General features: G+C 61.1%; 20 protein-coding genes. 8 read left to right on the top strand and 12 right to left on the bottom strand.

Annotated features, from left to right (window positions below):
- Position 1 precedes the first annotated feature (1 nt).
- On the top strand, positions 2-496 hold the full coding sequence (locus AKL25_RS10620; RefSeq protein ID WP_050477634.1) for a DoxX family protein: 495 nt from the start codon (positions 2-4) through the stop codon (positions 494-496).
- 34 nt (positions 497-530) lie between these two features.
- Positions 531-2,195, top strand: a complete 1,665-nt coding sequence (locus tag AKL25_RS10615) for a methyl-accepting chemotaxis protein (RefSeq protein WP_050477632.1) — start codon at positions 531-533, stop codon at positions 2,193-2,195.
- On the opposite strand, the gene AKL25_RS10610 is transcribed toward AKL25_RS10615, so the two are convergent.
- Positions 2,192-3,379, bottom strand: a complete 1,188-nt coding sequence (locus tag AKL25_RS10610) for a winged helix-turn-helix domain-containing protein (protein WP_050477631.1) — start codon at positions 3,377-3,379, stop codon at positions 2,192-2,194. The two genes, AKL25_RS10615 and AKL25_RS10610, sit on opposite strands and share 4 nt — an antisense overlap.
- A gap of 233 nt (positions 3,380-3,612) precedes the next feature.
- Between AKL25_RS10610 and AKL25_RS10605 the strand changes: the two genes are divergently transcribed.
- Both AKL25_RS10605 and AKL25_RS10600 read left to right on the top strand, forming a co-directional pair.
- On the top strand, positions 3,613-4,149 hold the full coding sequence (locus AKL25_RS10605; protein ID WP_240475709.1) for a DoxX family protein: 537 nt from the start codon (positions 3,613-3,615) through the stop codon (positions 4,147-4,149).
- Between the two features lie 25 nt (positions 4,150-4,174).
- Entirely contained in the window at positions 4,175-4,465 is a 291-nt protein-coding gene (locus AKL25_RS10600) for a YciI family protein (RefSeq protein WP_050477630.1), read from the top strand.
- Between the two features lie 109 nt (positions 4,466-4,574).
- Here the strand turns inward: AKL25_RS10600 and AKL25_RS10595 are convergent, their stop codons facing one another.
- Positions 4,575-6,236 carry a methyl-accepting chemotaxis protein gene (locus AKL25_RS10595; protein ID WP_083444645.1) on the bottom strand — a complete coding sequence of 554 codons (1,662 nt, stop codon included), beginning with the start codon at positions 6,234-6,236 and terminating at the stop codon, positions 4,575-4,577.
- 337 nt (positions 6,237-6,573) lie between these two features.
- Here AKL25_RS10595 and AKL25_RS10590 point away from each other — a divergent pair, with 337 nt between their 5' ends.
- Complete coding sequence (locus AKL25_RS10590; protein ID WP_050477794.1) at positions 6,574-7,743, top strand: iron-containing alcohol dehydrogenase; 1,170 nt, start codon at positions 6,574-6,576, stop codon at positions 7,741-7,743.
- Positions 7,744-7,808: 65 nt separating this feature from the next.
- Positions 7,809-9,230: an MmgE/PrpD family protein gene (locus AKL25_RS10585; protein WP_083444644.1), complete on the top strand. Its 1,422-nt coding sequence runs from the start codon at positions 7,809-7,811 to the stop codon at positions 9,228-9,230.
- Between the two features lie 26 nt (positions 9,231-9,256).
- Here the strand turns inward: AKL25_RS10585 and AKL25_RS10580 are convergent, their stop codons facing one another.
- From AKL25_RS10580 to AKL25_RS10565, 4 genes are all read right to left on the bottom strand, one after another.
- Positions 9,257-10,183 (bottom strand): LysR family transcriptional regulator, encoded by a 927-nt coding sequence (locus AKL25_RS10580; protein WP_050477629.1) that lies wholly within the window; start codon positions 10,181-10,183, stop codon positions 9,257-9,259.
- 158 nt (positions 10,184-10,341) lie between these two features.
- A complete protein-coding gene (locus AKL25_RS10575; RefSeq protein ID WP_050477628.1) occupies positions 10,342-11,820 on the bottom strand; it encodes an aldehyde dehydrogenase in 1,479 nt (492 codons plus the stop codon).
- Between the two features lie 24 nt (positions 11,821-11,844).
- Complete coding sequence (locus AKL25_RS10570) at positions 11,845-12,774, bottom strand: NAD(P)-dependent oxidoreductase (protein ID WP_050477627.1); 930 nt, start codon at positions 12,772-12,774, stop codon at positions 11,845-11,847.
- A gap of 73 nt (positions 12,775-12,847) precedes the next feature.
- Entirely contained in the window at positions 12,848-14,278 is a 1,431-nt protein-coding gene (locus tag AKL25_RS10565) for an aldehyde dehydrogenase family protein (protein WP_050477626.1), read from the bottom strand.
- 403 nt (positions 14,279-14,681) lie between these two features.
- Between AKL25_RS10565 and AKL25_RS10560 the strand changes: the two genes are divergently transcribed.
- Positions 14,682-15,830: an ABC transporter substrate-binding protein gene (locus AKL25_RS10560; protein ID WP_240475708.1), complete on the top strand. Its 1,149-nt coding sequence runs from the start codon at positions 14,682-14,684 to the stop codon at positions 15,828-15,830.
- A gap of 130 nt (positions 15,831-15,960) precedes the next feature.
- On the opposite strand, the gene AKL25_RS10555 is transcribed toward AKL25_RS10560, so the two are convergent.
- The 6 genes from AKL25_RS10555 to AKL25_RS10530 all read right to left on the bottom strand — a co-directional run bounded on the left by AKL25_RS10555 (position 15,961) and on the right by AKL25_RS10530 (position 21,177).
- Positions 15,961-16,557, bottom strand: coding sequence for a thiamine pyrophosphate-dependent enzyme (locus AKL25_RS10555; protein WP_050477624.1), 597 nt, complete (start codon positions 16,555-16,557; stop codon positions 15,961-15,963).
- Positions 16,554-17,096: a phosphonopyruvate decarboxylase gene (locus tag AKL25_RS10550; RefSeq protein ID WP_050477623.1), complete on the bottom strand. Its 543-nt coding sequence runs from the start codon at positions 17,094-17,096 to the stop codon at positions 16,554-16,556. The genes AKL25_RS10555 and AKL25_RS10550 overlap by 4 nt, the downstream gene beginning before the upstream one ends.
- Before the next feature lie 131 nt (positions 17,097-17,227).
- Positions 17,228-18,160 carry a LysR family transcriptional regulator gene (locus tag AKL25_RS10545; protein WP_050477621.1) on the bottom strand — a complete coding sequence of 311 codons (933 nt, stop codon included), beginning with the start codon at positions 18,158-18,160 and terminating at the stop codon, positions 17,228-17,230.
- Positions 18,161-18,225: 65 nt separating this feature from the next.
- Positions 18,226-19,080, bottom strand: coding sequence for a Rossmann-like and DUF2520 domain-containing protein (locus AKL25_RS10540; protein WP_050477620.1), 855 nt, complete (start codon positions 19,078-19,080; stop codon positions 18,226-18,228).
- Between the two features lie 100 nt (positions 19,081-19,180).
- On the bottom strand, positions 19,181-19,960 hold the full coding sequence (locus tag AKL25_RS10535) for a class II aldolase/adducin family protein (RefSeq protein ID WP_083444643.1): 780 nt from the start codon (positions 19,958-19,960) through the stop codon (positions 19,181-19,183).
- A 194-nt stretch (positions 19,961-20,154) separates the two neighbouring features.
- The gene (locus AKL25_RS10530; RefSeq protein ID WP_050477618.1) at positions 20,155-21,177 is read right to left on the bottom strand and encodes an AraC family transcriptional regulator; all 1,023 of its coding nucleotides are present in this window, start codon (positions 21,175-21,177) and stop codon (positions 20,155-20,157) included.
- A gap of 300 nt (positions 21,178-21,477) precedes the next feature.
- Here AKL25_RS10530 and kce point away from each other — a divergent pair, with 300 nt between their 5' ends.
- Positions 21,478-22,416 (top strand): 3,5-dioxohexanoate:acetyl-CoA acetone transferase, encoded by a 939-nt coding sequence (gene kce / locus AKL25_RS10525; protein ID WP_050477617.1) that lies wholly within the window; start codon positions 21,478-21,480, stop codon positions 22,414-22,416.
- The last annotated feature ends 25 nt before the right edge of the window (positions 22,417-22,441 follow it).

The raw sequence follows: 22,441 nt of genomic DNA, 5'->3' as shown, positions 1-22,441 counted from the left end.
CATGTCTGCCCATCCCACATCTGCGACACCAGCTACAACAAGCCCCGCAGCGAAGCCGAACTCCATCGCCGGCTGGTACAACTTCGCCGCCGCGCGCGCCACGCAACTGGTCGGCGATTCCTTGCTGGCGCTGGTGGCGCGGGTGGCCGTCGCGGCCGTGTTCTTTCTCTCCGGCCGCACCAAGGTCACCGGTTTCTTGAGCATCAAGGACAGCACCTACACGCTGTTCGAACAGGAATACAAACTGCCGCTGGTGCCGCCGGAAATCGCTGCGCATCTGGCCGCCTATGCAGAACATTTTTTCCCGCTGCTGCTGGTGTTGGGCTTGTTCACCCGCTCCGCAGCACTGGGCCTGCTGGGCATGACGGCGGTCATCGAAATCTTCGTCTATCCGGACGCCTGGCCGACGCACCTGACCTGGGCCGGTCTGCTGCTGTTCCTGGTCGGTCGCGGCGCCGGCGCCTGGTCGCTGGATCGTCTGTTCGGCATCAAATAATCCTCCTCCATCCGCCATCTACTGTGAGCCTGCCATGTTCGCCAAACTGAAAATCCGCACCAGCCTCTTGTTCGTCCTCGGCATCTTTTCGCTTGCATTGTGGACGGCGGTATTCATTGCCTGGACCGATGCGCGCCAGTCGGCCAGGGCCATGAACGAACTGATAGCGCTGTCGGACAAGCAGATCCAGCCGCTGCATGAAGTCGAGCGCCTGTTTCAGTCCACGCTGATCAACATGGACAACGCCTACATCAACCTGGTGCGCGGCGATCAGGTCAAGGCCAACGACTACACGCGCAAGGCATCGACGGCGTTACAGGAAGCGAAGAAGACGTTTGAAAACTACCGCAAGGGCGACCAGTCGGCATCCGGCCTGGCGGAGCGCTCGCAGCAGGTCGGCCAGGCCTACGACGCCTACACCAAGGTGCTGGAGGGGCGTGAAGTGGCGCTCTACGATGTTTCGCTGGATGCCTATGCTGCAGCAACCACCAGCGCGGAAGAAGCCGATCGCGTGTTCGCGTCGACCTTGCGCACCGTCATCCGTCACGCCGAATCGGTGCGCGATACCCTGAGCGCAGCATCCGAACAGCGCTATATGATCGCCGTCTATCTGGCGGGCGGCCTGTTCGTGTTTTCCCTGCTGCTGGTCGGCCTGTACTGGATGCTGTTCGACCGCGTGCTGCTGCGCCCGCTGGCCACGACCGGCATGCATTTCGACCGCATCGCCGGCGGCGATCTCAGCTCGCCGGTAGAAGGCGCATCCCGCAACGAGATCGGCGTCTTGCTCGGCGCTTTGCAGCGCATGCAGCAAGGCTTGGTGGAAACCGTCTCATCGATTCGCAACGGCACCGAAGACGTCAACCGCAGCGCGCGCGACATCGCCGAGGGCAACATCGATCTGGCGGCGCGCACCGAGCAGCAAGCATCGTCATTGGAAGAAACCGCCGCCACGCTGGAACAACTGTCGGCGGCCGTCAAGCAAAATGCCGAGAACACGCGCCATACCAACCAGCTGGCTGCAACCGCGGCAGGCGACGCCGTCAAAGGCGGCGAGCTGATGACCAGGATCGTCGGCACCATGGGCGAAGTCTCGGTCAGCGCCAACAAGATTTCCGAAATCGTCAGCGTGATCGACGGCATTGCATTCCAGACCAATATCCTGGCCTTGAACGCCGCGGTCGAAGCGGCGCGCGCCGGCACGCAGGGCAGGGGCTTTGCAGTGGTGGCGACGGAAGTGCGTTCGCTGGCCCTGCGCAGCGCCGAGGCGGCCAAGGAGGTCAAGGTATTGATCGGCGAATCCGCCGCCTGCATCGATCTGGCATCGGCCCAGGTGATCGAAACCGGCCGCGCCATGGAGCAGATCGTGACCTCGGTCAACACCGTCATGAACACCATGAATGAAATCTCGATTGCCACGCAAGAACAGGCGGAGGGCCTGGAGCAGGTCAGCCGCGTAGTGGTGGAAATGGACAAGTCCACCCAGGAAAACGCCGCGCTGGTCGATCAGACCGCCGAGGCCGCCAATGCGCTCACACGTCAGGCCGACAGCCTGGTGCAATCGGTGTCGGTGTTCAACATCGCCGCGTCGGAAACGGAGACAACGGCAGAAGCGGAACTGGCCGCGGCGGAAGACCGCAGCACCATGCGTCCGGCAACCGACGTCACGCCGCGCAACATGCTCGGTTACGCCAGTGTTTAGTCTTGGTCCTGAGGAAGAGCTGAGCGCATCGATTGTTTCTGGAATTGTTCGAAGCGGTGCAGTTCTTCCTCGATGAGATTTTTCAGCGGCGCTGATTTCTTCGCAATCCAGCTCCACTTTTGCATGCGCAACTTGCCGGCCTGGCGATCCATCTTGAGGTCGAGCGCTGCGACGATGCGGTCGCCCACCAGCACCGGCAGCGCGAAGTAGCCGAGCACGCGTTTCTCTGCCGGCACATAGGCTTCGAAGCGATGTTCGTAATCGAAGAACAACTCTAGCCGCTTGCGCTGGATCACCAGCGGGTCGAAGGGCGACAGGATGTGGACGCGCTCTCCTGAAACCGGCTCGGTGCTTGCAATGACCGTCTCCAGTTGTTCCGGCGTGATCCAGTGCTGGCTTTTCGGCGCGCCGTCGAGATGCACAGGCAGCAGTTGTTTGCGTCTGACGCCGGCCTCTATCAATTCCCTGACCATTGCCTTCATCGGCGCATTGCCGTAGCAGATCGAATCCAGGCTGACGACGCCCTGCGACTGCAGCGCGCGTTGCAGCAGGTATTGCGCGAATTGCTTTTCCTTTGACGCCGACGGCCGCCGCTGCCAGCCGAAATGGCGTCCTGCCAGCTCATAAGTCTTGATCATCCCGGTGCGTTTGCTGATCACAAGATCGCCGACGAAGAAGCCCCAGCGCAAGGCTTTCTTCGAGGGCTTGCGGCTGCCCCAGGGATGGGTCTTTTCCACCAGTACGTCGTCCTCGATATCGCGGATCGACAAGCCGCCTTCCTTGCGGATGCGCTTGAGCAGGGCGGCGTAGTCGGCTTCATCGACGCCATCAAACGAGCTGTGCGGATTGAGTCGCCGCTGTTCCATCGCCGGGATGAAATGACGAAACGCCGTCGTCGGCACATAGGCCAGCGCGTGAGTCCAGTATTCAAATACCGACTTGTCGACCGACTGCGCCTGTTCCAGGTCGCTCAGTTTGTAGCCGGGGATGCGCGTGTAGAGAATGTGGTGATGGCTGCGTTCGATGACGTTGATGGTGTCGATTTGCACATAGCCGAGATGTTCGGTCGCCAGCCTGACGGCCTCGGCGCCGTCGCCGAAAGGCGCGAGTTCGTCAAGACGTTGCGCGCGCAGCCAGATGGCCCGCGCCTGGGCGGGAGAGAGCGGGATCGAATGGAGGCTCATGATTTTGCGGGTGACGAGGCTGAATGCTTGTCCGTGAATTGATGTGGATGAGATTGTAGAGACTTTGGCAGATTCAGGTGCAGCGTGGGACTGTTTCGGCAGCACTCTTAGTCCATGCCGAATAGTCAATTCGGCTGCCGGCGGTTTATCTGCACGGCGGTAACCGGGATGATGGCGTGCATCGGCTTTCTCTCTGCCGTATGAACGCTTCCAACCCCGATATGGAGTCCATCGTGGACCAATCTCTTCCGCCAGAAAGTACGCCTGCGGGTACCGATGCCGGTCCGGGCCGCCAAGCATCGGCGTCTGCATCCGGGCGTTACGTATTTCCGGCATTGGGTCGTTTTTATGGGTGCATGGAAGGCGTCGGCTACGCGCTGCTCCGGTTCGGCTTCGGCGCCATCATCTTCACGCATGGTTTGCCCAAGGCGCTGGGAATCTCACATGGTTCCATGGCCGATCCGATGGCGGGTTCGATCAACATGATCGGCAAGGTCATGGGGCTGCCGTTTGCGCCGCAACTGGCTGTTCTGGTGATGCTGCTGGAAACCGCCGGCGCCGCGATGCTGGCGCTCGGCTTGCTGACGCGTCTGATTGCCGTATTGATGACGGTGGAGATGATCGCCATCAGTTATGCCATGGGGCCCACCTGGCCCTGGATCGACCGCGGTATCGAATACCCGGTGCTGCTCGGACTGGTCGCGCTGTACTTCGCCCTGCGCGGGGCAGGCGCCTACGCGCTGGACAGAAAACTGAAGCGAGAAATCTGACAACATCAACCAGACAAGGACAGTCATGAAATTCATCAACTACGTCGCCTACACCGACGACAAGGAAAAACTCGCCGCGCATGCGCCCGACCACAAAAACTATATGAAAAGCTTGCTCGACGCCGGCAAGCTGTCGCTGGGCGGCCCGTTTCCGGACGGCAGCGGCGGCCTGATGATTTACGAAGTTGCAACGAAGGAGGACGCCGAAGCCTTGCGCGACCAGGATCCATTCGCGATCAGCGGCGTCTTCGTGCGTTCGGAAATCAAGCCCTGGCTGTTGCTGGCGATCAATCCGGCGCTGGTGGTGCCGGATTGATGTCGGACTGATGGCGATTCAAATCTTGCAATGCGAAAACGGGCCCGTCGAGGCCCGTTTTTCGGTGAGATCCCCTCAGCCTGGTTCTCAATCGCCAGAAATGGCACGCCTATTTATCATTCTGGATCAAGAGGATAGGCGACGACCCTGCCTCAATGATTCTCTCGTCTGAGAGCATGCGTGTCGGTGGGATGGCGGTCGATGAAAAACCGATCTTGTTTCCATTATCGAGCCTGAAGATGCCCACGACCTCAGACAGTCTACTGGCCTGATCCTGCATGGATTGAGCCGCTGCGGCGGCTTCCTCCACCAGCGCGGCATTTTGCTGCGTGACTTCATCCATCTGCGTGATGGCCAGATTGACTTGTTCGATGCCATCGCTTTGTTCCCGGCTGGCGGAAGTGATTTCTCCGACGATATCGGTCACACGTTTGACGCTGTTGACGACATCGGTCATGGTGCTGCCGGCTTCTTCCACCAGCTTGCTGCCAATGTCGACCTGGGCAACGGAACTATCGATAAGTGATTTGATTTCCTTGGCTGCGGCGGCAGAGCGTTGCGCCAGACTGCGGACTTCGGACGCCACCACCGCAAAGCCCCGGCCTTGCTCGCCGGCACGCGCGGCTTCGACGGCAGCATTGAGCGCGAGGATATTGGTCTGGAAAGCAATGCCGTCGATGACGCCGATGATTTCGACAATTTTGCGGGAGGAGTTGTTGATGGACCGCATGGTGTCGACGACCCTGCTGACAACGTCGCCGCCGCTGAGGGCAACTTCAGAGGCAGAGACCGCCAGCTGATTGGCCTGACGCGCATTGTCTGCATTTTGCTTTACCGTCGACGTCAACTCTTCCATCGCAGATGCCGTTTCTTCCAATGAGCCGGCTTGCTGCTCCGTACGTGCAGAGAGATCCAGATTGCCGCTTGCGATCTGGCTCGATGCCGTCACCATGGTGTCGGTGCCGGAACGCACTTCCCTGACGATTCGCAATAAGCTGCCGTTCATCACCTTCAAGGCTTGCAGGAGTTGTCCGGTCTCATCCTTGCCGGTCGGCTGGATGTCGGCAGTCAGATCGCCTCCCGACACGCGTTGCGCTACTTGCACTGCTTCGGTCAGCGGGCGGGAAATCAGCCTGGCGATCCAGACCGCCAGGACGACTGCCGTGACGATGCAAAACAGCAATACGGCAATGATCCACAGGCGGGCACTGGCATAGGTGGTGTCTGAGGTCTGGTTGGCAACTGCTGCACCCGTGTCGTTGACCGTCGTCAATCTGTCCAGATGTTCGCGCAGCCGCGTGTAGGCGACGGTGGATTCTCCCTTGAGTAAGGCGACAGCTTCGTCATTCTTGTCGGCGCGCGATATCACCAGCATTTTTTGATGTTCCGCCAGGAAAGTATTGATCGAGGCGGCGACTTCCGGATAGATGGTTTTCTCTTCCGGTTCGCTGATTTGACCTGCGTAGTCTTTTTGCTGACTTGCCAACTGAGCGATCTGCTTGTTCATCTCTTGTTCAATGCGATCAAACTCGGCGGGCTGCGAGGCCAGGATGTGCTGAAATTCAAGACTGCGGATACGTGCCAGCGACAACTGGATTTGCGACAGTGTGCGGATGCTTGGAAGCCAGTTGGTGGAAATGTCGTTGGAGGCTTGATTGACTTTGTCCAGTTCGTGGATCGCAAAGATGCCCAGTCCCGATACCAGTACGATGAAGAGAGAAAACGTCGAAATCAGTTTTTTGAAGATTTTAAGATTGTAAAACCACTTCATTTTTGTGCTCCTTGGGGGCTGGCATTGGTTGATATTGGTTGAGATGGTATGCGTTATTTGTCTTTTGCGTTTACGGTTGGGCGGCCATTGATTTTTATTGCTTCCATTGCGATAGTCTTTTGGGAATATGACATACAGCGCAGCGCCGCTTTGCTCCGGGTGCGGGGAGATGCTGCAATGCCATAAGAAAATATCACGCTCCCGATGAAGTCGACTTCACCAAAACATAAGATCGTCTTCGGCAAACAAGAATGGTCCACGCTGGTGCGCTTTGGCATACTGCTTCGATACCTCGCGCCTGCATTTCTGGCGCTTCACCTATCGGGAAGCATTCCTCATGACACTGGCCGCCTTCAACTATCACAACCCGGTCGAACTCCAGTTCGGCGCAGGCAGCCTCGCCAGATTGCCGGCGATCGTGCAGTCGCTGGGCGGGCGGCGGGTGCTGGTGGTGGGCGATCCCGGCGTGCTGCAGGCCGGGCTGGTGGGGCGCGTCACGCAGGTGCTGTCGGCTGCGGATATTCCGCATGATGTGTTTACCGATATCAAGAGCGACCCCGAAGTACGTTCGGTGGATCTGGGCGTGGCCATGGCGAAGCAGAAGGGCGCCGACATGGTCGTCGGCATCGGCGGCGGCAGCGCGCTCGATGCGGCCAAGGCGATTGCGCTGATGATCACCAACGAAGGCAATATCCGGGACTTCTTCGGCATCGACAAGGTTAAGCGCGCCGGCGCGCCGGTGATCGCCATTCCGACCACGGGCGGCACCGGCAGCGAGGTGACGGTGTGGTCGGTGCTGTCGGATACCGAGAACGACCTCAAGGTCAATATCGGCAGTCCCTTCAACTACGCGCGCGTGGCGATACTCGATCCGGAACTGACCAGGAGTCTGCCGGCCCATGTGACCGCGGCCACCGGCATGGATGCGCTCACGCACGCCGTTGAATCCTACGTCAACAAGTCCTGCCATCCGATGGCTGAAGCCGTGGCGGAAAAAGCGATCCGGCTCATCGCCGACAACCTGCGGGTGGCGGTGGCGCAAGGCGACCACATGGAGGCGCGCGGCAACATGCTGATCGCCAGCTCGCTGGCCGGCATGTCCTTCAATCGCATCCGTCTCGGGCTGGTCCATGCTTTTGCGCTGCCGCTGGGCAATAAATTTCACATTCCGCACGGCCTGGTCAACGGCATCATGCTGCCGGCGGTGATGCGTTTCAACCTGCCGGGCAACCTGCAGAAATACGCCAAGATCGCCGAGCTGTTCGGCGAGCGCATCGAGGGACTGAGTCTGCGCGAAGCGGCCGAGCGCTCGGTGCATGCGGTGCAGCAGCTCAAGTTCGACATCGGGCTGACCCAGACGCTGGCCGACTTTGGCGTGACCGAAGCGGCGTTCGAAGCCGTCATCGATGAGACCCTGACCTCGGGCAACATCGCCATCAATCCGCGTCTGCCGACGCGCAACGATCTGGCCCACATGCTGCAATGTGGCATGCGCGGCACGGTGTAATCAGGTTGCCTGCGTACGCCGACAAACTGATCGAGACAAAACAGATTTATCGACAAGGAGCCCCCATGAGCAACGCACTCGCCCGCGCCCCGGAAAACAAGCCGGTTTCCGAGGCCCCATCGATCTCCGCAGTCGCTCCGTCGGCCAGCCGGCAGCTTGCCGATTTTGCGGCAAACCTGCGCTTCGCCGATATCCCGGCAGCGGTCATCCGAAAGACCGAAGACCTGTACCTTGACTGGCTGGGTTCGGCACTGGCGGGCAAGGGCTCGCGTCCGGTGGAATCGCTCACACGCTTTTCGATGATGATGGGCGCTGCAGACGGTCCCTCCGAAATCCTGATCAATCGCAAGCACAGCAGCCCGCTGGTGGCGGCCATGAGCAATGCGGCGGCATCGCATGTGGCGGAGCAGGACGACGTGCACAACGGCTCCGTATTTCATCCGGCGACGGTGGTGTTTTCACCGGCGTTGGCAGTGGCGCAGGCGCTCGGCAGCAGCGGCCGCGAATTCCTGGTGGCGTCGGTGGTTGGTTACGAAGTGGGCATCCGCATCGGCGAATATCTGGGGCGTTCGCATTACAAGATCTTTCACACCACCGGCACTGCCGGCACAATCGCCGCTGCAGTGGCGGTTGGGTCGCTGCTCAAACTCACGCCGGAACAGATGCTCAACGCCATCGGCTCGGCCGGTACGCAAGCAACCGGCTTGTGGGAATTTTTGCGCGATGCGGCCGATTCCAAACAGTTGCACACTGCGCACGCAGCGGGCGCTGGATTGACGGCGGCTTACCTGGCCAAGGACGGCTTCACCGGCGCGCGCCAGATATTGGAAGGCAAGCAGGGCATGGCCGCCGGCATGTCCACCGACGCCGATCTGCGCAAGCTCACCGATCGCCTGGGCACACGCTGGGCGTTGCCGGAGACTTCGTTCAAGTTCCATGCATCCTGCCGCCACACGCATCCAGCGGCGGACGCCTTGCAGCAGGTGCTGCGTCGCGACAAGCTGAAGCTTGCCGATATCTCCAGCGTGGTTGCGCTGGTGCATCAGGGCGCCATCGACGTGCTGGGACCAGTTACCGATCCGCAGACCGTGCATCAGTCGAAATTCTCCATGGGCACGGTGCTCGGCCTGATCGCGAACTACGACAGCGCCAGCCTGACCGAATTCGACAACAGCTATGTCGATCCGGCGGTGGTGGCGTTTCGCAACAAGGTCAGCATGCAGCTCGACGCCGAAGTCGACGCCGCGTATCCGGCGCGCTGGATAGGCAAGGTGAAAGTGCGCACCGCCGACGGAAAGACCTATGAAGGACGCGTCGATGAACCGAAAGGCGATCCCGGCAATACGCTCAGCCGTCCGGAAATCGAGAAGAAAGCAATTGTGCTGGCCAGCTATCGCGACGGCGCCAGCCCGGCGGAAATGCAGAAGGTGATTGCACAGGCGTGGAATCTGGAGCACGTCGAGCGCATCGGCGACATCCTGGGTTAAAAGGACAGGGGCGGAAAGGGCGGGGTTTAGTTGGCGCCCGTACTTCCGTCCTCGGCTCCGGCTTTTTCCGCATCGGCTGCCAGCAGCACGATGAGCGCCTTGGCGAAGGCCGGCAATTCCTCAAGATTGCGTACACAGATTTTCATCGCGCGCACCGCCCATTTGTCGTTGAGCGGCACGATGGCGATGTCGGTGTTTTGCGCATAGCGGCGCGCAGCGGATTCGGGAAGGATGCCGACGCCGATGTCGGCAGCGATCATGCGGCAGGCCGCTTCAAAGTTGCCGACCTGGATGCGGATCTGCAAGCTGCGATGCAAGGCGTCGCTGGCTTCGTGCAGGAAGGTGTGCAGGGCGCTGGCCTCGTGCAGGCTCACGTGGTCGTATTCCAGGGTGTCGGCAAAATCCACCGCGCCTGCCTGGGCCAGTGCATGGCCGGGCGGCGTGACCAGCACCAGCCGGTCGCTGCGGTAAGGAATGACTTCCAGGTCGCGCGTGCTGACATTGCCGGCGACGATGCCGATATCGGTCTGGCCGTCGGCGACGGCGCGCACGATGTCGCGGCTCGGTTTCTCATGCAGGTCGATGTTCACGTCAGGATGCGAGGCCAGGTAGGCCTGCAGGATGGGCGGCAGGAATTCCACCAGTGCCGTCGTGTTGGCGAACACGCGCAGGTGTCCTTTTACGCCTTTGGCGTATTCCTGCAGATCGCCGCGCAGATGCTGGATCTGCCGCAGCACCAGGCGCGCGTGCATGGCGAAGGTCAGGCCGGTCGGCGTCAGGGCCACGCCTTGTCCGGTGCGGTAAATCAGTTGTATGCCGATGCTGTCTTCCAGCTTCTTGACCCGGGTGCTCACCGCCGACAGCGACATGTGCGTTGCGTCCGCGGTGCGCGTGAGGCTGTTGAAATCAGCGATGTTGACCAGCAGGCGTAAATCGACAAGATCAAAGTGCATAGGGAAGAGGCTGGACACGGGACGAAGGGAGCGGTATCGAAGGAGTGTAGCGCAAAAGCGCAAAGGGGACTGGCGCAGGAAAAGTCCGGGCGCCAACGAAAAACGCCTGTCGCAGTGCAACAGGCGTGAGGTGACGCAGGTGACGCTTGCTGTGTCGGTCAACGCATGGTGAACGGATTGCCGGTGGCGGCGCCGGTATTGATCCAGACGCTCTTGACCTGCAGGTACTCGTGGATCGCATCCATGCCGTTCTCGCGACCGGTGCCGGAGTCCTTGTAGCCGCCGAAGGGCGACATGTAACTCACCGCACGATAGGTGTTGACCCACACCGTGCCGGCCTGGATGCGCGACGACATGCGAAATGCGCGGCCGATGTCGGCGGTCCATACGCCCGCGCCCAGGCCGTAGGCCGAGTCGTTGGCGATGGCAACGGCTTCTTCCTCATCCTTGAAGCGGATGACCGAGAGAATCGGGCCGAACACTTCTTCCTGGGCGATGCGCATGCGATTGCTGACGCCCGAGAAAATGGTCGGTTCGATGAACCAGCCGTTGCCGCATTCGGCACGCGTGGCCGGCGCGCCGCCCATGATCAGTTTGGCGCCGTCCTGTTTGGCGATGTCGATGTAACCCAGCACCTTGTCGTATTGCTGGCGCGTGGTGATCGGCCCGACCTGGGTGCCGGCGTCGAGCGGATCGCCCATGCGCGCAGTGGACGCCAGCGCCGTCAGTTTCTCCAGGAAGGCGTCGTGGATGTCGTCCTGCAACAGCAGGCGCGAGCCGGCGATGCAGGTTTGGCCGGTGGCGGCAAAAATGCCGGATACGGCGCCGTTGACGGCATCTTCCAGATTGGCGTCGTTGAAGACGATGTTGGGCGACTTGCCGCCCAGTTCCAGGCTCACGCGCTTGAACTGTTTGGCGGCGCTCTGGTTGATCATGCGGCCGGTGGCGTCGGAGCCGGTGAAGGTGATCTTGCGCACCAGAGGATGCTCGACCAGCGGCGTGCCGACGTCCTTGCCGTAGCCGGTGACGACATTGACCACGCCCGGCGGAAAGCCGGCTTCCTCGAACAGCTTGACGAATTCCAGCGACGACACGGAGGTGAACTCGGACGGCTTGAGCACCACCGTGCATCCTGCGGCCAGCGCCGGCGCGATCTTCCATGCGGTAAGCAGCAGCGGCGAATTCCACGGCGTGATGGCGGCCACCACGCCCAGCGGTTCGTGCCGGGTGAAGTTGAAATAATCCTTCTTGTCCAGTGGGATGACTGCGCCCTGGATCTTGTCGGCGAGGCCGCCGAAGTAATAGAACCACTGCGGAATGTAATTGAGCTGGCCGCGCATCTCGGCGATGAGCTTGCCGTTGTCGCGCACTTCGATTTGCGCCAGCTTGTCGGCATCGCGGGCGATCAGGTCGCCGAGGCGGCGCAGCAGCGCGCCGCGCTGGCTTGCCGTCAATGCCGGCCAGACGCCGGTGGTGAAGGCGCGATGTGCGGCCTGCACCGCACGCTCGACATCGGCGGCGCCGCCGGCGGCCACCTGGGACCATACCTTGCCGGTAAATGGATTATAGGTATCGAACCAGGCGCCCGATGCGGCGTCCGAAAATTTGCCGTCGATGAAGAGCTGATGACGTTGCACGGTGATGTTCCTCTGCGAAATTATTTATGCGGGCTTTTTCTTGAGACGGGCTTTTTCCGTGCCGGACAGATCGCACAAGACATCGACCATCGCAGAGAAATCGTTGCCGCCGAAGCCGCGTGCGCGCGCCGTGCTGAACGCTTCACGTGCAGCAGCGCCGATCGGCATCGGCGACTTCACCGTATTGGCGGCGTCGACGATAAGCGTCAGATCCTTGTGCGCCAGGTCGATGGTGAAGCCGGGACCGATGTCGCCGGCCAGCACCTTGTCCGGCCATGCAATCTTGAGCTGGCCGTTGGTGGCGGTGGTGCCGTAGATGACGTCGAGGGTTTTTTCCAGCGACAGGCCGAAGCGTTGCGACAGCGTCAATGCTTCGGCGTTGAGCTGACAGGACACTACCGCCAGATAATTGTTGACCAGCTTGGTGCGGGTGCCGGCGCCGGTGCCGCCGCAATGATGGATCGTCGTGCCCATGGCTTGCAACAACGGCGTCACCGTGGCGTAGTCGGCATCCGTGGCGCCGACCATGAACAGCGACTCGCCGCGGTCGGCATGGCTCGCCAGCCGGCCGACGGGAGCGTCGACGAAGGACTTGCCTTGCGCCAGCGCAGCGGCTGCCAGGCGGTCGGTGACGTCGGGTTCGACGGTGCTCATGTCCATGACGATGGCGCCGCGGCGCGCATGTTGCAGCACGCCGTCGGCGCCGCCCACGGCAGTCTGCACGATGGCTGAATTAGGCAGCATGGTGATGATCACGTCCATGTCGCGCGAGGCATCGGCAATGCCGGGAGCGGCGCGCGCGCCCAGCTTGACCAGGGCATCGACGGCGGCCTGGTTGATGTCGTAGACGGTCAGCCGGAAGCCCTTGCGCTGCAGGTTGGACGCCATGCCCAATCCCATGCGGCCGAGGCCGATGAAGCCGACGTTGAGGCCGGATTGTTTGTTCTCGCTCATTGCTTTGTCTCCTGATTATTGTTGACGCCGCCGTTGGCGGGTGGCGTCTTTGGGATGATAGTGACTGAGATGCTCAGACGCTCAGATAAGAGGTCTTGACGATAGTGTAAAACTCGATCGCATAAGTACCTTGCTCGCGCGGACCGTAGCTCGATGCCTTGCGGCCGCCGAACGGCACGTGGTAATCCAGCCCGGCGGTAGCGAGGTTGAGCATGGTCAGGCCGGCTTGCGCATTGGCCTGGAAATGCCGCGCATGCTTTTGCGAGGTGGTGCAGATGCCGGCGGACAGGCCGAACGGCGTGTCGTTGGCGATGCTGAGCGCTTCTTCGTAATTCTTCGCGCGGATCACGGCGGCCACCGGCCCGAAGATTTCTTCGCGGTTGATCTGCATCTGGTTGGTGGTTTCCGTGAACAGCGTCGGCGACAGGTAATGTCCCTTGGTCGCGCGTTGCAGCAGTTCGCCCTTGACGGTCGCCTTGGCGCCTTCGGCGATGCCGATGTCGATGTAGCGCAGATCCTGATCGAGCTGGCGCTGATCCACGACGGGACCGACTTGCGTGCCGGCCTTGAGCGCGTTGTCGATGACGATCTTGCCCAGGCGTTCGGCCACGGCGCTGACGAAGCGATCATGGATGCCTTCGGTGACGATCAGGCGGCTCGATGCCGTGCAGCGTTGGCCGGTCTGGAAGAAGGAGCCGTCCACTGCGCAATTGACTGCGGTGTCGAAGTCGGCGTCGTCGAGCACGATGAGCGGATTCTTGCCGCCCATTTCGGCCTGTACCCGGATCATGCGCTTGGTGGCTTTTTCCACGATCTGACGCCCGGTCTTGACCGAACCGGTAAAGGTGATCGCGTCCACGCCCGCCAGCATGGCTTCACCGACCACCGGGCCGCTGCCGTGCAGCATATTGAATACGCCGGGCGGCACGCCGGCGCGCGCGATGATTTCCGCCAGCGCGGTTGCCGTGCCGGGCGTGGCTTCCGAGGGCTTGAAGACGACCGTGTTGCCGAAGGCCAGCGCCGGGGCGATCTTCCATGCCGGGATGCCGATCGGGAAGTTCCATGGGGTGATGATGCCGATCACGCCGACCGGGTCGCGCGTGACTTCGACGTCGACGCCGGGGCGCACCGAGGCCAGTTTTTCACCGCGCATGCGCAGCACTTCGCTGGCAAAGAAGCGAAAGATGTTGGCGGCGCGACCGACTTCGCCGATGGCTTCGGCGCGTGTCTTGCCTTCTTCGCGGGCCAGCAGTTCACCCAGTTCTTCCTTGCGTGCAAACAGTTCGTTGGCGACGGTGCTCAGGATGTCGGCGCGCAGCTGCGAGGTGCCGGTGGCCCATTTCGCCAGTGCCTGTTGCGCTGCAGCGATGGCTTCGGCAACTTGCTGGGCGCTGGCGTGCGCGGCGCTGCCGATGATGTCGGCGGTGTCGGAAGGATTGATGTTGTCGACGTTGGCGGCGCCGGAGACCCATTCGCCGGCGATCAGATTTTTGTATTCAGTCATTGCTTGCCTTTTGCACACAGTGAGGTGAGGCAGGAAGGGTTTCCTGCGCTCCCGATTTGATTGCTGGAGGGAATCAAGCATCGCATGGCGGGCGGCGAGCGTCCAATGACCGATTTTGATTGGGTCATCACGTTTCTGCATGCTAGCCGGCGATGCCTGTTCTGAGCATAGCGCGAAACAAATGAGGATGCAGATGGAGGCTGCATGAACGCGTATAGCAATTGGGAATGCGTCGATCAGAATCCGTCATTGGACAGTACCGGGTCGCTACGATAAGTTTTTGGTCGCAGCGCTGAGCTTGTAAAAACAAAGAAGCCGGTGTGCGGAAATTCTTATAACAATGGAGAAGACAATGAATGCGAAATTGAAGGGGTTGACCGCTGCAATAGCTGCCGGTCTTGCCATGAGTTACGGTAGTGCATCGGCTGCGGGAGATACCATCAGGATCGGTTTTATTACGGATATCTCGGGCGTCTATGCCGACCTGGACGGCGCCGGCGGCGTCGAGGCGATCAAGATGGCGATCGCCGATGCCGGCGGCAGCATCAACGGCAAGAAGATCGAGCTGACCGTCATCGATCACCAGAACAAGGCCGACATCGCCGCCAGCCGTGCGCGCGAGTGGTACGACTCCGGTTACGACGTGGTGGTCGGCGGCACCAATTCGTCGGCCAGCCTGGCGATCGCCAAGGTCGCGTCAGAAAAGAAACGCGTGTTCCTCTCTCCCGGCAGCGGCACCACGCGCCTGACTAACGAAGAGTGCAATCCTTATACCGTGCAATACACCTACGACACGATCTCGGTTGCGCGCGGCACCGGTACGGCGATGGTCAAGCAGGGCGGCAAGACTTGGTATTTCCTGACGGCGGACGTGGCCTTCGGCAACTCGCTGGAGAAAGACACCGGCGATACGGTCAAGGCCAACGGCGGCACGGTATTGGGCGCGGTCAAGCATCCGCTGGCGGCATCGGATTTCTCTTCCTTCCTGTTGCAGGCGCAATCCTCCAAGGCGCAGGTGCTGGGCCTGGCGACCGGCGGCAACGATCTGGTCAACGCCATCAAGGGCGCCGCCGAATTCGGCATTCCAAAGACCATGAAGCTGGCCGGCATCCTGATGTTCATCAGCGATATCCACGCACTGGGATTGCAGCAGAGCCAGGGCTTGTATTTCACCGACGGCTTTTACTGGGACCGCACCGAAGAGTCGCGCGCCTGGTCGCGCCGCTTTTTCCTGAAGACCAAGCGCATGCCGACGTCGCTGCAAGCCGGCGATGCGTCGGCGGTGGCAACCTATCTGCGCGCGGTCAAGGCAGTCGGCACCGATGCCGACAAGGTGATGGACTACATGCGTTCGCACAAGATCGACGACTTCTTCGCCAGCGGCGGCGTGATCCGTCCGGACGGCCGCATGGTGCATGACATGTACCTGATGCAGGTCAAGACGCCGGCCGAATCCAAGTATCCATGGGACTACGCCAAGATCGTGCAGACCATTCCCGGCGATCAGGCTTACATGAGCAAGGCTGAATCGAAGTGTACTTATTGGAAGTAAAGATGTAGTTCGTCGTCGCTGAAACTGCCCGGAAGTCGCGGGCAGTTTTTTTGTTTACCGATCGTGACGAAAAACCATAAAAAAGGCCCGCCGGGCAGGGCGGGCCGTGAAGATACAACGAGTCGGACGATTACATCGGGGCCAATCCCAACGCCGCCCGGAAACGGTTCTTGACGTAGACGCCGTCGCGCGGCGGCAAGGCGCGCGGCAGTTCGTCGGCGTGGACGAAGACCTGGGCCAGCAAGGTGTTGGCGCGTTTGTTGATGGTCGAGGCCAGCGCTTCGATCTGATGCAGGTCGTTGACGGTGACGACTTCAGCGATGCCGCAGCCACGCGCCACCACGGCGAGGTCGGTGCCGAGGCTGGTGTGGCTGCGCTGCATGCCGGTTTCGCCGAAATGGCCGTTATCGATGACGACGACGTTCAGATTCTTCGGTTGCTGTGCGCCGATGGTGGCCAGTGCGCCGATGCCCATCAGTTGCTCGCCGTCGCCGGTGATCACGATCACGGTGCGTTCGGGTTGGGCCAGTGCGATGCCCAGGCCAACCGCTGCAGCGCCGCCCATCGCGCCCCACAGGTAAAAATTCTCGGGACGATCGCCGGCGGCATACACGTCATAAGAAGCAGAACCCAGGCCGGTGACCACAAGCGCATCCGGGCAGTCGGCGATCAGCTTGCTGACGAAGACGCGGCGGTCGATGCTGGCGGTGTTGGTGCGCTGGTTCATTTTGCCTCCCATTTCTTTTTGCCGATCAGGCGTTGGCCGAGCAACACGCAGACCGATTCGCCGCCTTCAAACGCAGCGTCGAAGCCTGCGCTGACGGTGTCCGCCACTTCTTCCGGACGATCGGCGCGCAGCACCGTGATGCCCATCAGTTCGATGGCGGCCTGGGTCGCTTTGCCCATCGGCGATTGCCATTGATTGAATTCGGCCCATTCGCCGCGCATGGTGATGATGGAGAAAAACGGAAAGCGGCAGTTGGCCACCAGCGAGAACATGTTGATGCAATTGCCCACGCCGCTGCTCTGCATCAGCAAGGCTGCGCGCTGGCCGCCAAGCCAGGCGCCGCAGACGGTGGCGACGCCTTCTTCTTCTGTGGTCAGCACCACGCCGCGCATTTCCGGATCGGCATGCACGCGCTGGATGACGTGAGAGTGGCCGGCATCCGGCACGTAGGCGACCTGTTTGACGCCGCCGTTCTTCAGGATGGAAAAAATCTCTTCGCGCCAGGCTGGCTGCGGAGCTGTGCTGCTAGAGCTGTTCATAAAATCCCCGATCAATGTTCTTGAGCTGGGATCATAGAATGCGTGGAAAGCATGCGTCCAATACTGATATTTTGTCGCCCAATCAGTTTTCGGCATAGCTCTGAAAAGTCGCCTGCAGGCTGCTTGTAAATTTACTCCGCGAGCCAGGTCGCACCGGGCCAGGCGCCCTGGTCGACACGGTCCTTGATCAGGGTGCGCAGCTCGCTGACGGCGCAGCGCACGCCGATCGACGAGCGCCGTGTCAGCGGCAGGGCCAGCACGATCTTGCGCAGCAGCGGGGGATTGGTGATGGCCGCGGCGCTCAGTCGGCCGGCCGCGACATCGTCGAACACCGCCACGCCGGGCAGGATGGTGTAGCCGAGGCCGCTGAAGACGAGATTCTTTTGCACGTTCATGGCGTTGGTCTCGGCGACCACCGACAGATGCACGTCGGCCTGGGCGCAGGCGCGGTCCACCAGATGGCGCAGGCCGTGCGGCTGGCTGGGCAGGATCAGCGGCAGCTCGGCGATATCTTGCAAGGGCGCTTCGACGCCGGCGGTCGGTTTGTTTTCCGGCAGGCCGACCAGATAGAGAATCTCGTTGAGCAGCGGTTGCACTTCGAGTACTGCGGAAGGCTTGGGATCGTAGAGCAGGGCAACGTCGACCTCGCCGTCTTCCAGCCATTGCTGCAGATAGCCGGCATAGCCGACGGAGATGTTGACGGTCAGTTGCGGATACTGGCGCTTGAGGCTGCTCACCAGCGCCGCCGCCAGCAGATCGGTGGTGCTGGGCAGCAGGCCGACGGTGACCGTGCCGGTGACGGTGCCGGGTGCGGGGACGATTTCGGCCTTGGCGGCATCGAGTTCATGCAGGGCGCGGCGGGCGTGACTGGCCAAGATGCGTCCGGCGTCGGTCAGCTCCATGCCGCGCCGGCCGCGGGCAAACAGCATGGCGCCCATGTCTTCTTCCAGCAAACGCAGCTGGCGGGATACCGCCGGCTGGACAATGTGCAGCAATTCGGCGGCACGGGTCACGCTGCCGGTTTCGGCAATCGCAAGCAGGGCGCGCAACTGTTTGACGTCCAAATGATCTCCTGGGGATGGAAGGCGGCAACGCATATTCTATGCAAAGTTTGCGTTGCCCCGGCTGATTAGCCTGGTCCGATGGCTTCCTGCAGCGCATCAAGTTGATGCTGCTGCAATTTGCCATTCCGGCGCGCCAATTGTAGCTGCCTTACGGCCAGCTGGCGGTAGAAGGATGCCTGTTCGTCGCTGAGTTGTTCCAGCGCGCGCAAATGCCGCTGCACCACCTTGACGTCGCCGCGCGAAATGGGGCCGGCCAGCGAGGCGGCGACGCCTTTGACGGCGGCGGTTTCCAGGGTGCCGCGCGCCACCGGCAGCAGGGCGCGCAAGGTTTGCTCTTCGCTGATGCCGAAGGCGCTCCAAGCGCGCGCCGCTTCGTTGAGCATGGACAGCAGGAAGGTCCCGACAAACAGGCTGCCGCCGTGATACAGCGCGCGCGAGCCGGGCGGCAGCAGCATCGGCACCATGCCCAGCTTTTCGGCCAACTGGCGCAGGATCTGCTCCAGCGCAGGCGGGCCTTCGATACCGGCAGTGGCGCCGGGCAGCAGCGCCAGCGTACGTTGCGGGTCGGAGAAGATTTGCATCGGATGGTAGCCGCCGGTGATGGCGCCGGCTTGCGCCGCCGCATCCAATACCGCGACTTCGGTGGCTCCGCTGCAATGCACGACGTACTGGCCTTTGCGCCACGGCAGGCTGGCGGCCAGCGGACCGATGTCGTCGTCCGGCACTGTCAGAAACACCAGGTCGGCCTGCACCGCTTGTTCAGGCGTCACGGCGGCGCAGCCTTCTAGCCCGGCGGCGGCTTTGCGGGCCGACTCCGGATTGCGGCTGGCGATCATGGCGACCGGCATGCCGGCGCGGTGCCAGGCGATTGCCAGCGTGGTGCCGAGACGGCCGGCGCCGATGAAGCTGATGGATTGCATGGGGAAGACTCCCGGAAATGGCAGATAAGGGATGCGAAGAGAAGCAGGCCGCCGCGCTCAAATCATGGCGGCGCCCGATGCTGCAAAGAATCAATCGCGCTTAGTCGCGATAAGACGTGTCGCGCCGGTCGAGGTAGCGCAGCATGGCGGGCCATTCCATCTCGCCGTAAGGGCGGCGCGTTTCTGGGCGATACAGATGATAGGTCTTGGCGGCGATCTCCGGCGACGGCATGTGCAGCGGCGTGGAGCAGGACATGGCGTCGACCTGCGACTTGCAGGCCATCTCCAGCCAGTACATGGTGTTGAACGCCTGCGCGATGCTGGCGCCGACCGCGAGCAGGCCGTGATTGCGCAGCACCATGGTGTCGAGCTTGCCGAGGTCGCGCACGAGGCGTTGGCGTTCGTCGAGTTCCAGCGCCACGCTCTCGTAATCGTGATAGCCGATTTCAGAAAACCGCATTGCGGTCTGCGTCAGCGGCAGCAGGCCGCATTCCATCGCGGAGACCGCCATCCCGGCGCGGGTATGGGTATGGATGACGCAGGATACGTCCCTGCGCGCGGCATGCACCGCGCTGTGGATGACGTAGCCCGCAGCGTTGATGCCGAGGTCCTTGTTCGGATTGTGCAGGACGTTGCCGTCGATATCGATGCGGACGAGGCTGGAGGCAGTGATCTCCTCATACATGAAGCCGTAGGGATTGATCAGCAGATCTTCGGTGCCTGGGATGCGCGCCGTGATGTGGTTGTAGATCAGGTCGCTCATCCCGAAACACGCCATGAGCCGGTAACAGGCGGCCAGGTTGACGCGGGTTTCCCATTCGGCCTGGCTGAAAGCGGCCGATGCCGGCGATTGCAATTGCATTGCTTGCGTGCTTGCCATCTCTTGTGTCTCCTGTCTGGACGTCCGGATAGGCTTCCGGTTCGCTCTCCATTGTCTTCCTTCGATGGCGGCATCGCAATGCGCGAATATCGAAGGGAGGGTTCTGCGCAGCAGAAGTCGCTTCCGAATCTTCAAAAACAAGAACGCCCGAAAACGGGCGGTTTCCTGTGAGAGGCGAAGAAGGGTAGCCGCAATTATTTCCGGAGTTCGCTCGGCGCTTTGCCGGTCCAGCGCTTCAAGGCTCTTCTGAAGTTGGCGCCGTCGCTAAACCCCAGCAGCATCGCAATGTCATCCGTGCTCATCTGTGTGGTGCGCAGGTATTCGAGGGCCAGGGAGCAGCGCACGTCGTCGGTGATGGCGATGAACGAGGTTCCCTCGGCTTCGAGCCGCCGGCGCAAGGTCCTGCTGGTCATCTTCAAGGCATCGGCAACACCCTCCATGTCCGGGAAGACGCCAGGTTTGCTCATCAGCACCTGATAGACCTCGCCGGCCACGCCGACCGACACTTTCGATTGCCCGATCAGGCGATCGCACATGTTCTGGAGCAACTTCGCCGTCAGCTTGTGGGCCAACTGGGGTTGCTGCTCAAGAATGGCGCTGTCGTAAATGAGTTCGCACGCCGGCTGCTCGAAATGGCAGGGACAGCCGATGTAGTCGCTATAGATGTCCGCATGCGCAGGAGCCGGGTAGGAGAAGCATGCCTTGAGCGGCGGGCTGCGATGGCCGGCGACATCCTGCAGATGGGTCACGTGCTGGGTGAACTGTTGCTCGACGATGAATTCCCGCAATTCCCGTGACGGGCTGGAAATGAACGCATCGGGAAACGACCAGACCGCGCGGTCTGGGTATTCGTGCCATTCGATTTTCAGGGTAGGGGTTGCCAGGCTATGGTATTTCACGCCCAGCTTGAAATAGTCGCGCAATGACAGGCAGGACATGAGCGCGTAGCCGTACATGCCGTAAGCCGACAAATGCAGGCGTCCGCCGACCTTGAACGGGGTGGCGGGATCGCTGGAGAGCGCGATGGCGTTCTTGCAGACCGTTGCGTATTGACGGACCGAGGTCAGTAGCGATGCGTCATAGATCTGGTCCGGATGGACGCCGCTTCCTTCCAGGCTTTCTTCCGCAGAAATGCCTTGTTCCGCCAGCACCTCGACCAGCGCCGCGATCTTGTAGGGGGCGTAAAGACGTTCGTTAAGCAAGGAAATCGACGACAAGACAGCTCCTTAATATGAAATGAATCCGTGTCCTATTATGACTCCGCAGTGTCCGGTAAAGACCTTACTTTTGCCAGCTTAACTGATTATCATCGGTCTCACAATGAAGGCGATCCGTGCGCGGCGCTTTCTTAAAACATACCGGAGACCGGTTGGCGATGATCGCTTTTTCATTCCTGCTTTACTGAATGAAGGGCTTCCCATCGGCGGCCAGTTGTTTATCAATCCCGCTTCGAAGGCGCATATGCCTTGCTTGCCGAGAGCGGTGCGAATGAGCGAACGGCCAACAAAGAATTTCAAATGAGCAAAACCAGCAGAAAAGTCATCATCTCGTGCGCCGTCACCGGCGCCACCCATGTTCCTTCCATGTCGGCGTATTTGCCGATCACGCCGGCGCAGATCAGAGATCAGGCGATCGAAGCGGCCGAGGCCGGCGCCGCCATCATTCACTTGCATGCGCGCAATCCTGAAGACGGCCGCCCGACGCCGGATCCCGCCGTGTTCAGGCAATTCGTTCCCGATATCGTCAAGGCCACGGATGCGGTCATCAACATCACCACGGGCGGAAGCACCCGGATGACGCTTGAAGAACGCCTGGCGTATCCGCGCATGATCAAGCCCGAAATGTGCTCGCTGAACATGGGGTCGATGAATTTCTCGATTCATCCCGTGGCAGCGAAAATTTCATCCTGGCGCCATGACTGGGAAAAAGATTACGTCGAAGGCATGGAAGACATGGTCTTCAAGAACACCTTCGACGACATCAAGAAAATCATGCTCGAGTTAGGCGCCCAGGGGACACGGTTTGAGTTTGAGTGCTACGACGTCGGCCATCTGTACAACCTGGCGCATTTCGTCGAAAAGGGATTGGTAAAGGGTCCGCTCTTTATCCAGGCAGCGTTCGGCATTCTCGGCGGCATAGGCGCAGATCCCGAGAACATGACCGTCATGCGCACCACGGCGGATCGTTTGTTCGGACGCGAGAATTACCATTTTTCCGTACTGGGGGCAGGGCGGCACCAGATGTCCCTGGTGACCATGGCGGCGATCCTGGGCGGAAATGTGCGCGTCGGCCTGGAAGACAGCGTGTACATCGCCAAAGGCGTGAAGGCGGAAAGCAATGCGCAGCAAGTGCGCAAGATCCGGCACATTCTCGAAGAGCTTTCCTTCGAGATTGCAACACCGGCCGAAGCGCGCGCAATGCTGGGACTGAAAGGCGCCGAACACATCTCACCGTAAGCAGGACACGGCGTCGGACGTCGAT

The organism is Herbaspirillum rhizosphaerae (assembly GCF_001189965.1).
In the GTDB taxonomy this organism is placed as follows: domain Bacteria; phylum Pseudomonadota; class Gammaproteobacteria; order Burkholderiales; family Burkholderiaceae_D; genus Herbaspirillum; species Herbaspirillum rhizosphaerae.
The sequence above is the reverse complement of the archived record's forward strand: the minus strand, read 5'-3'. Positions and strand labels throughout refer to the sequence as shown.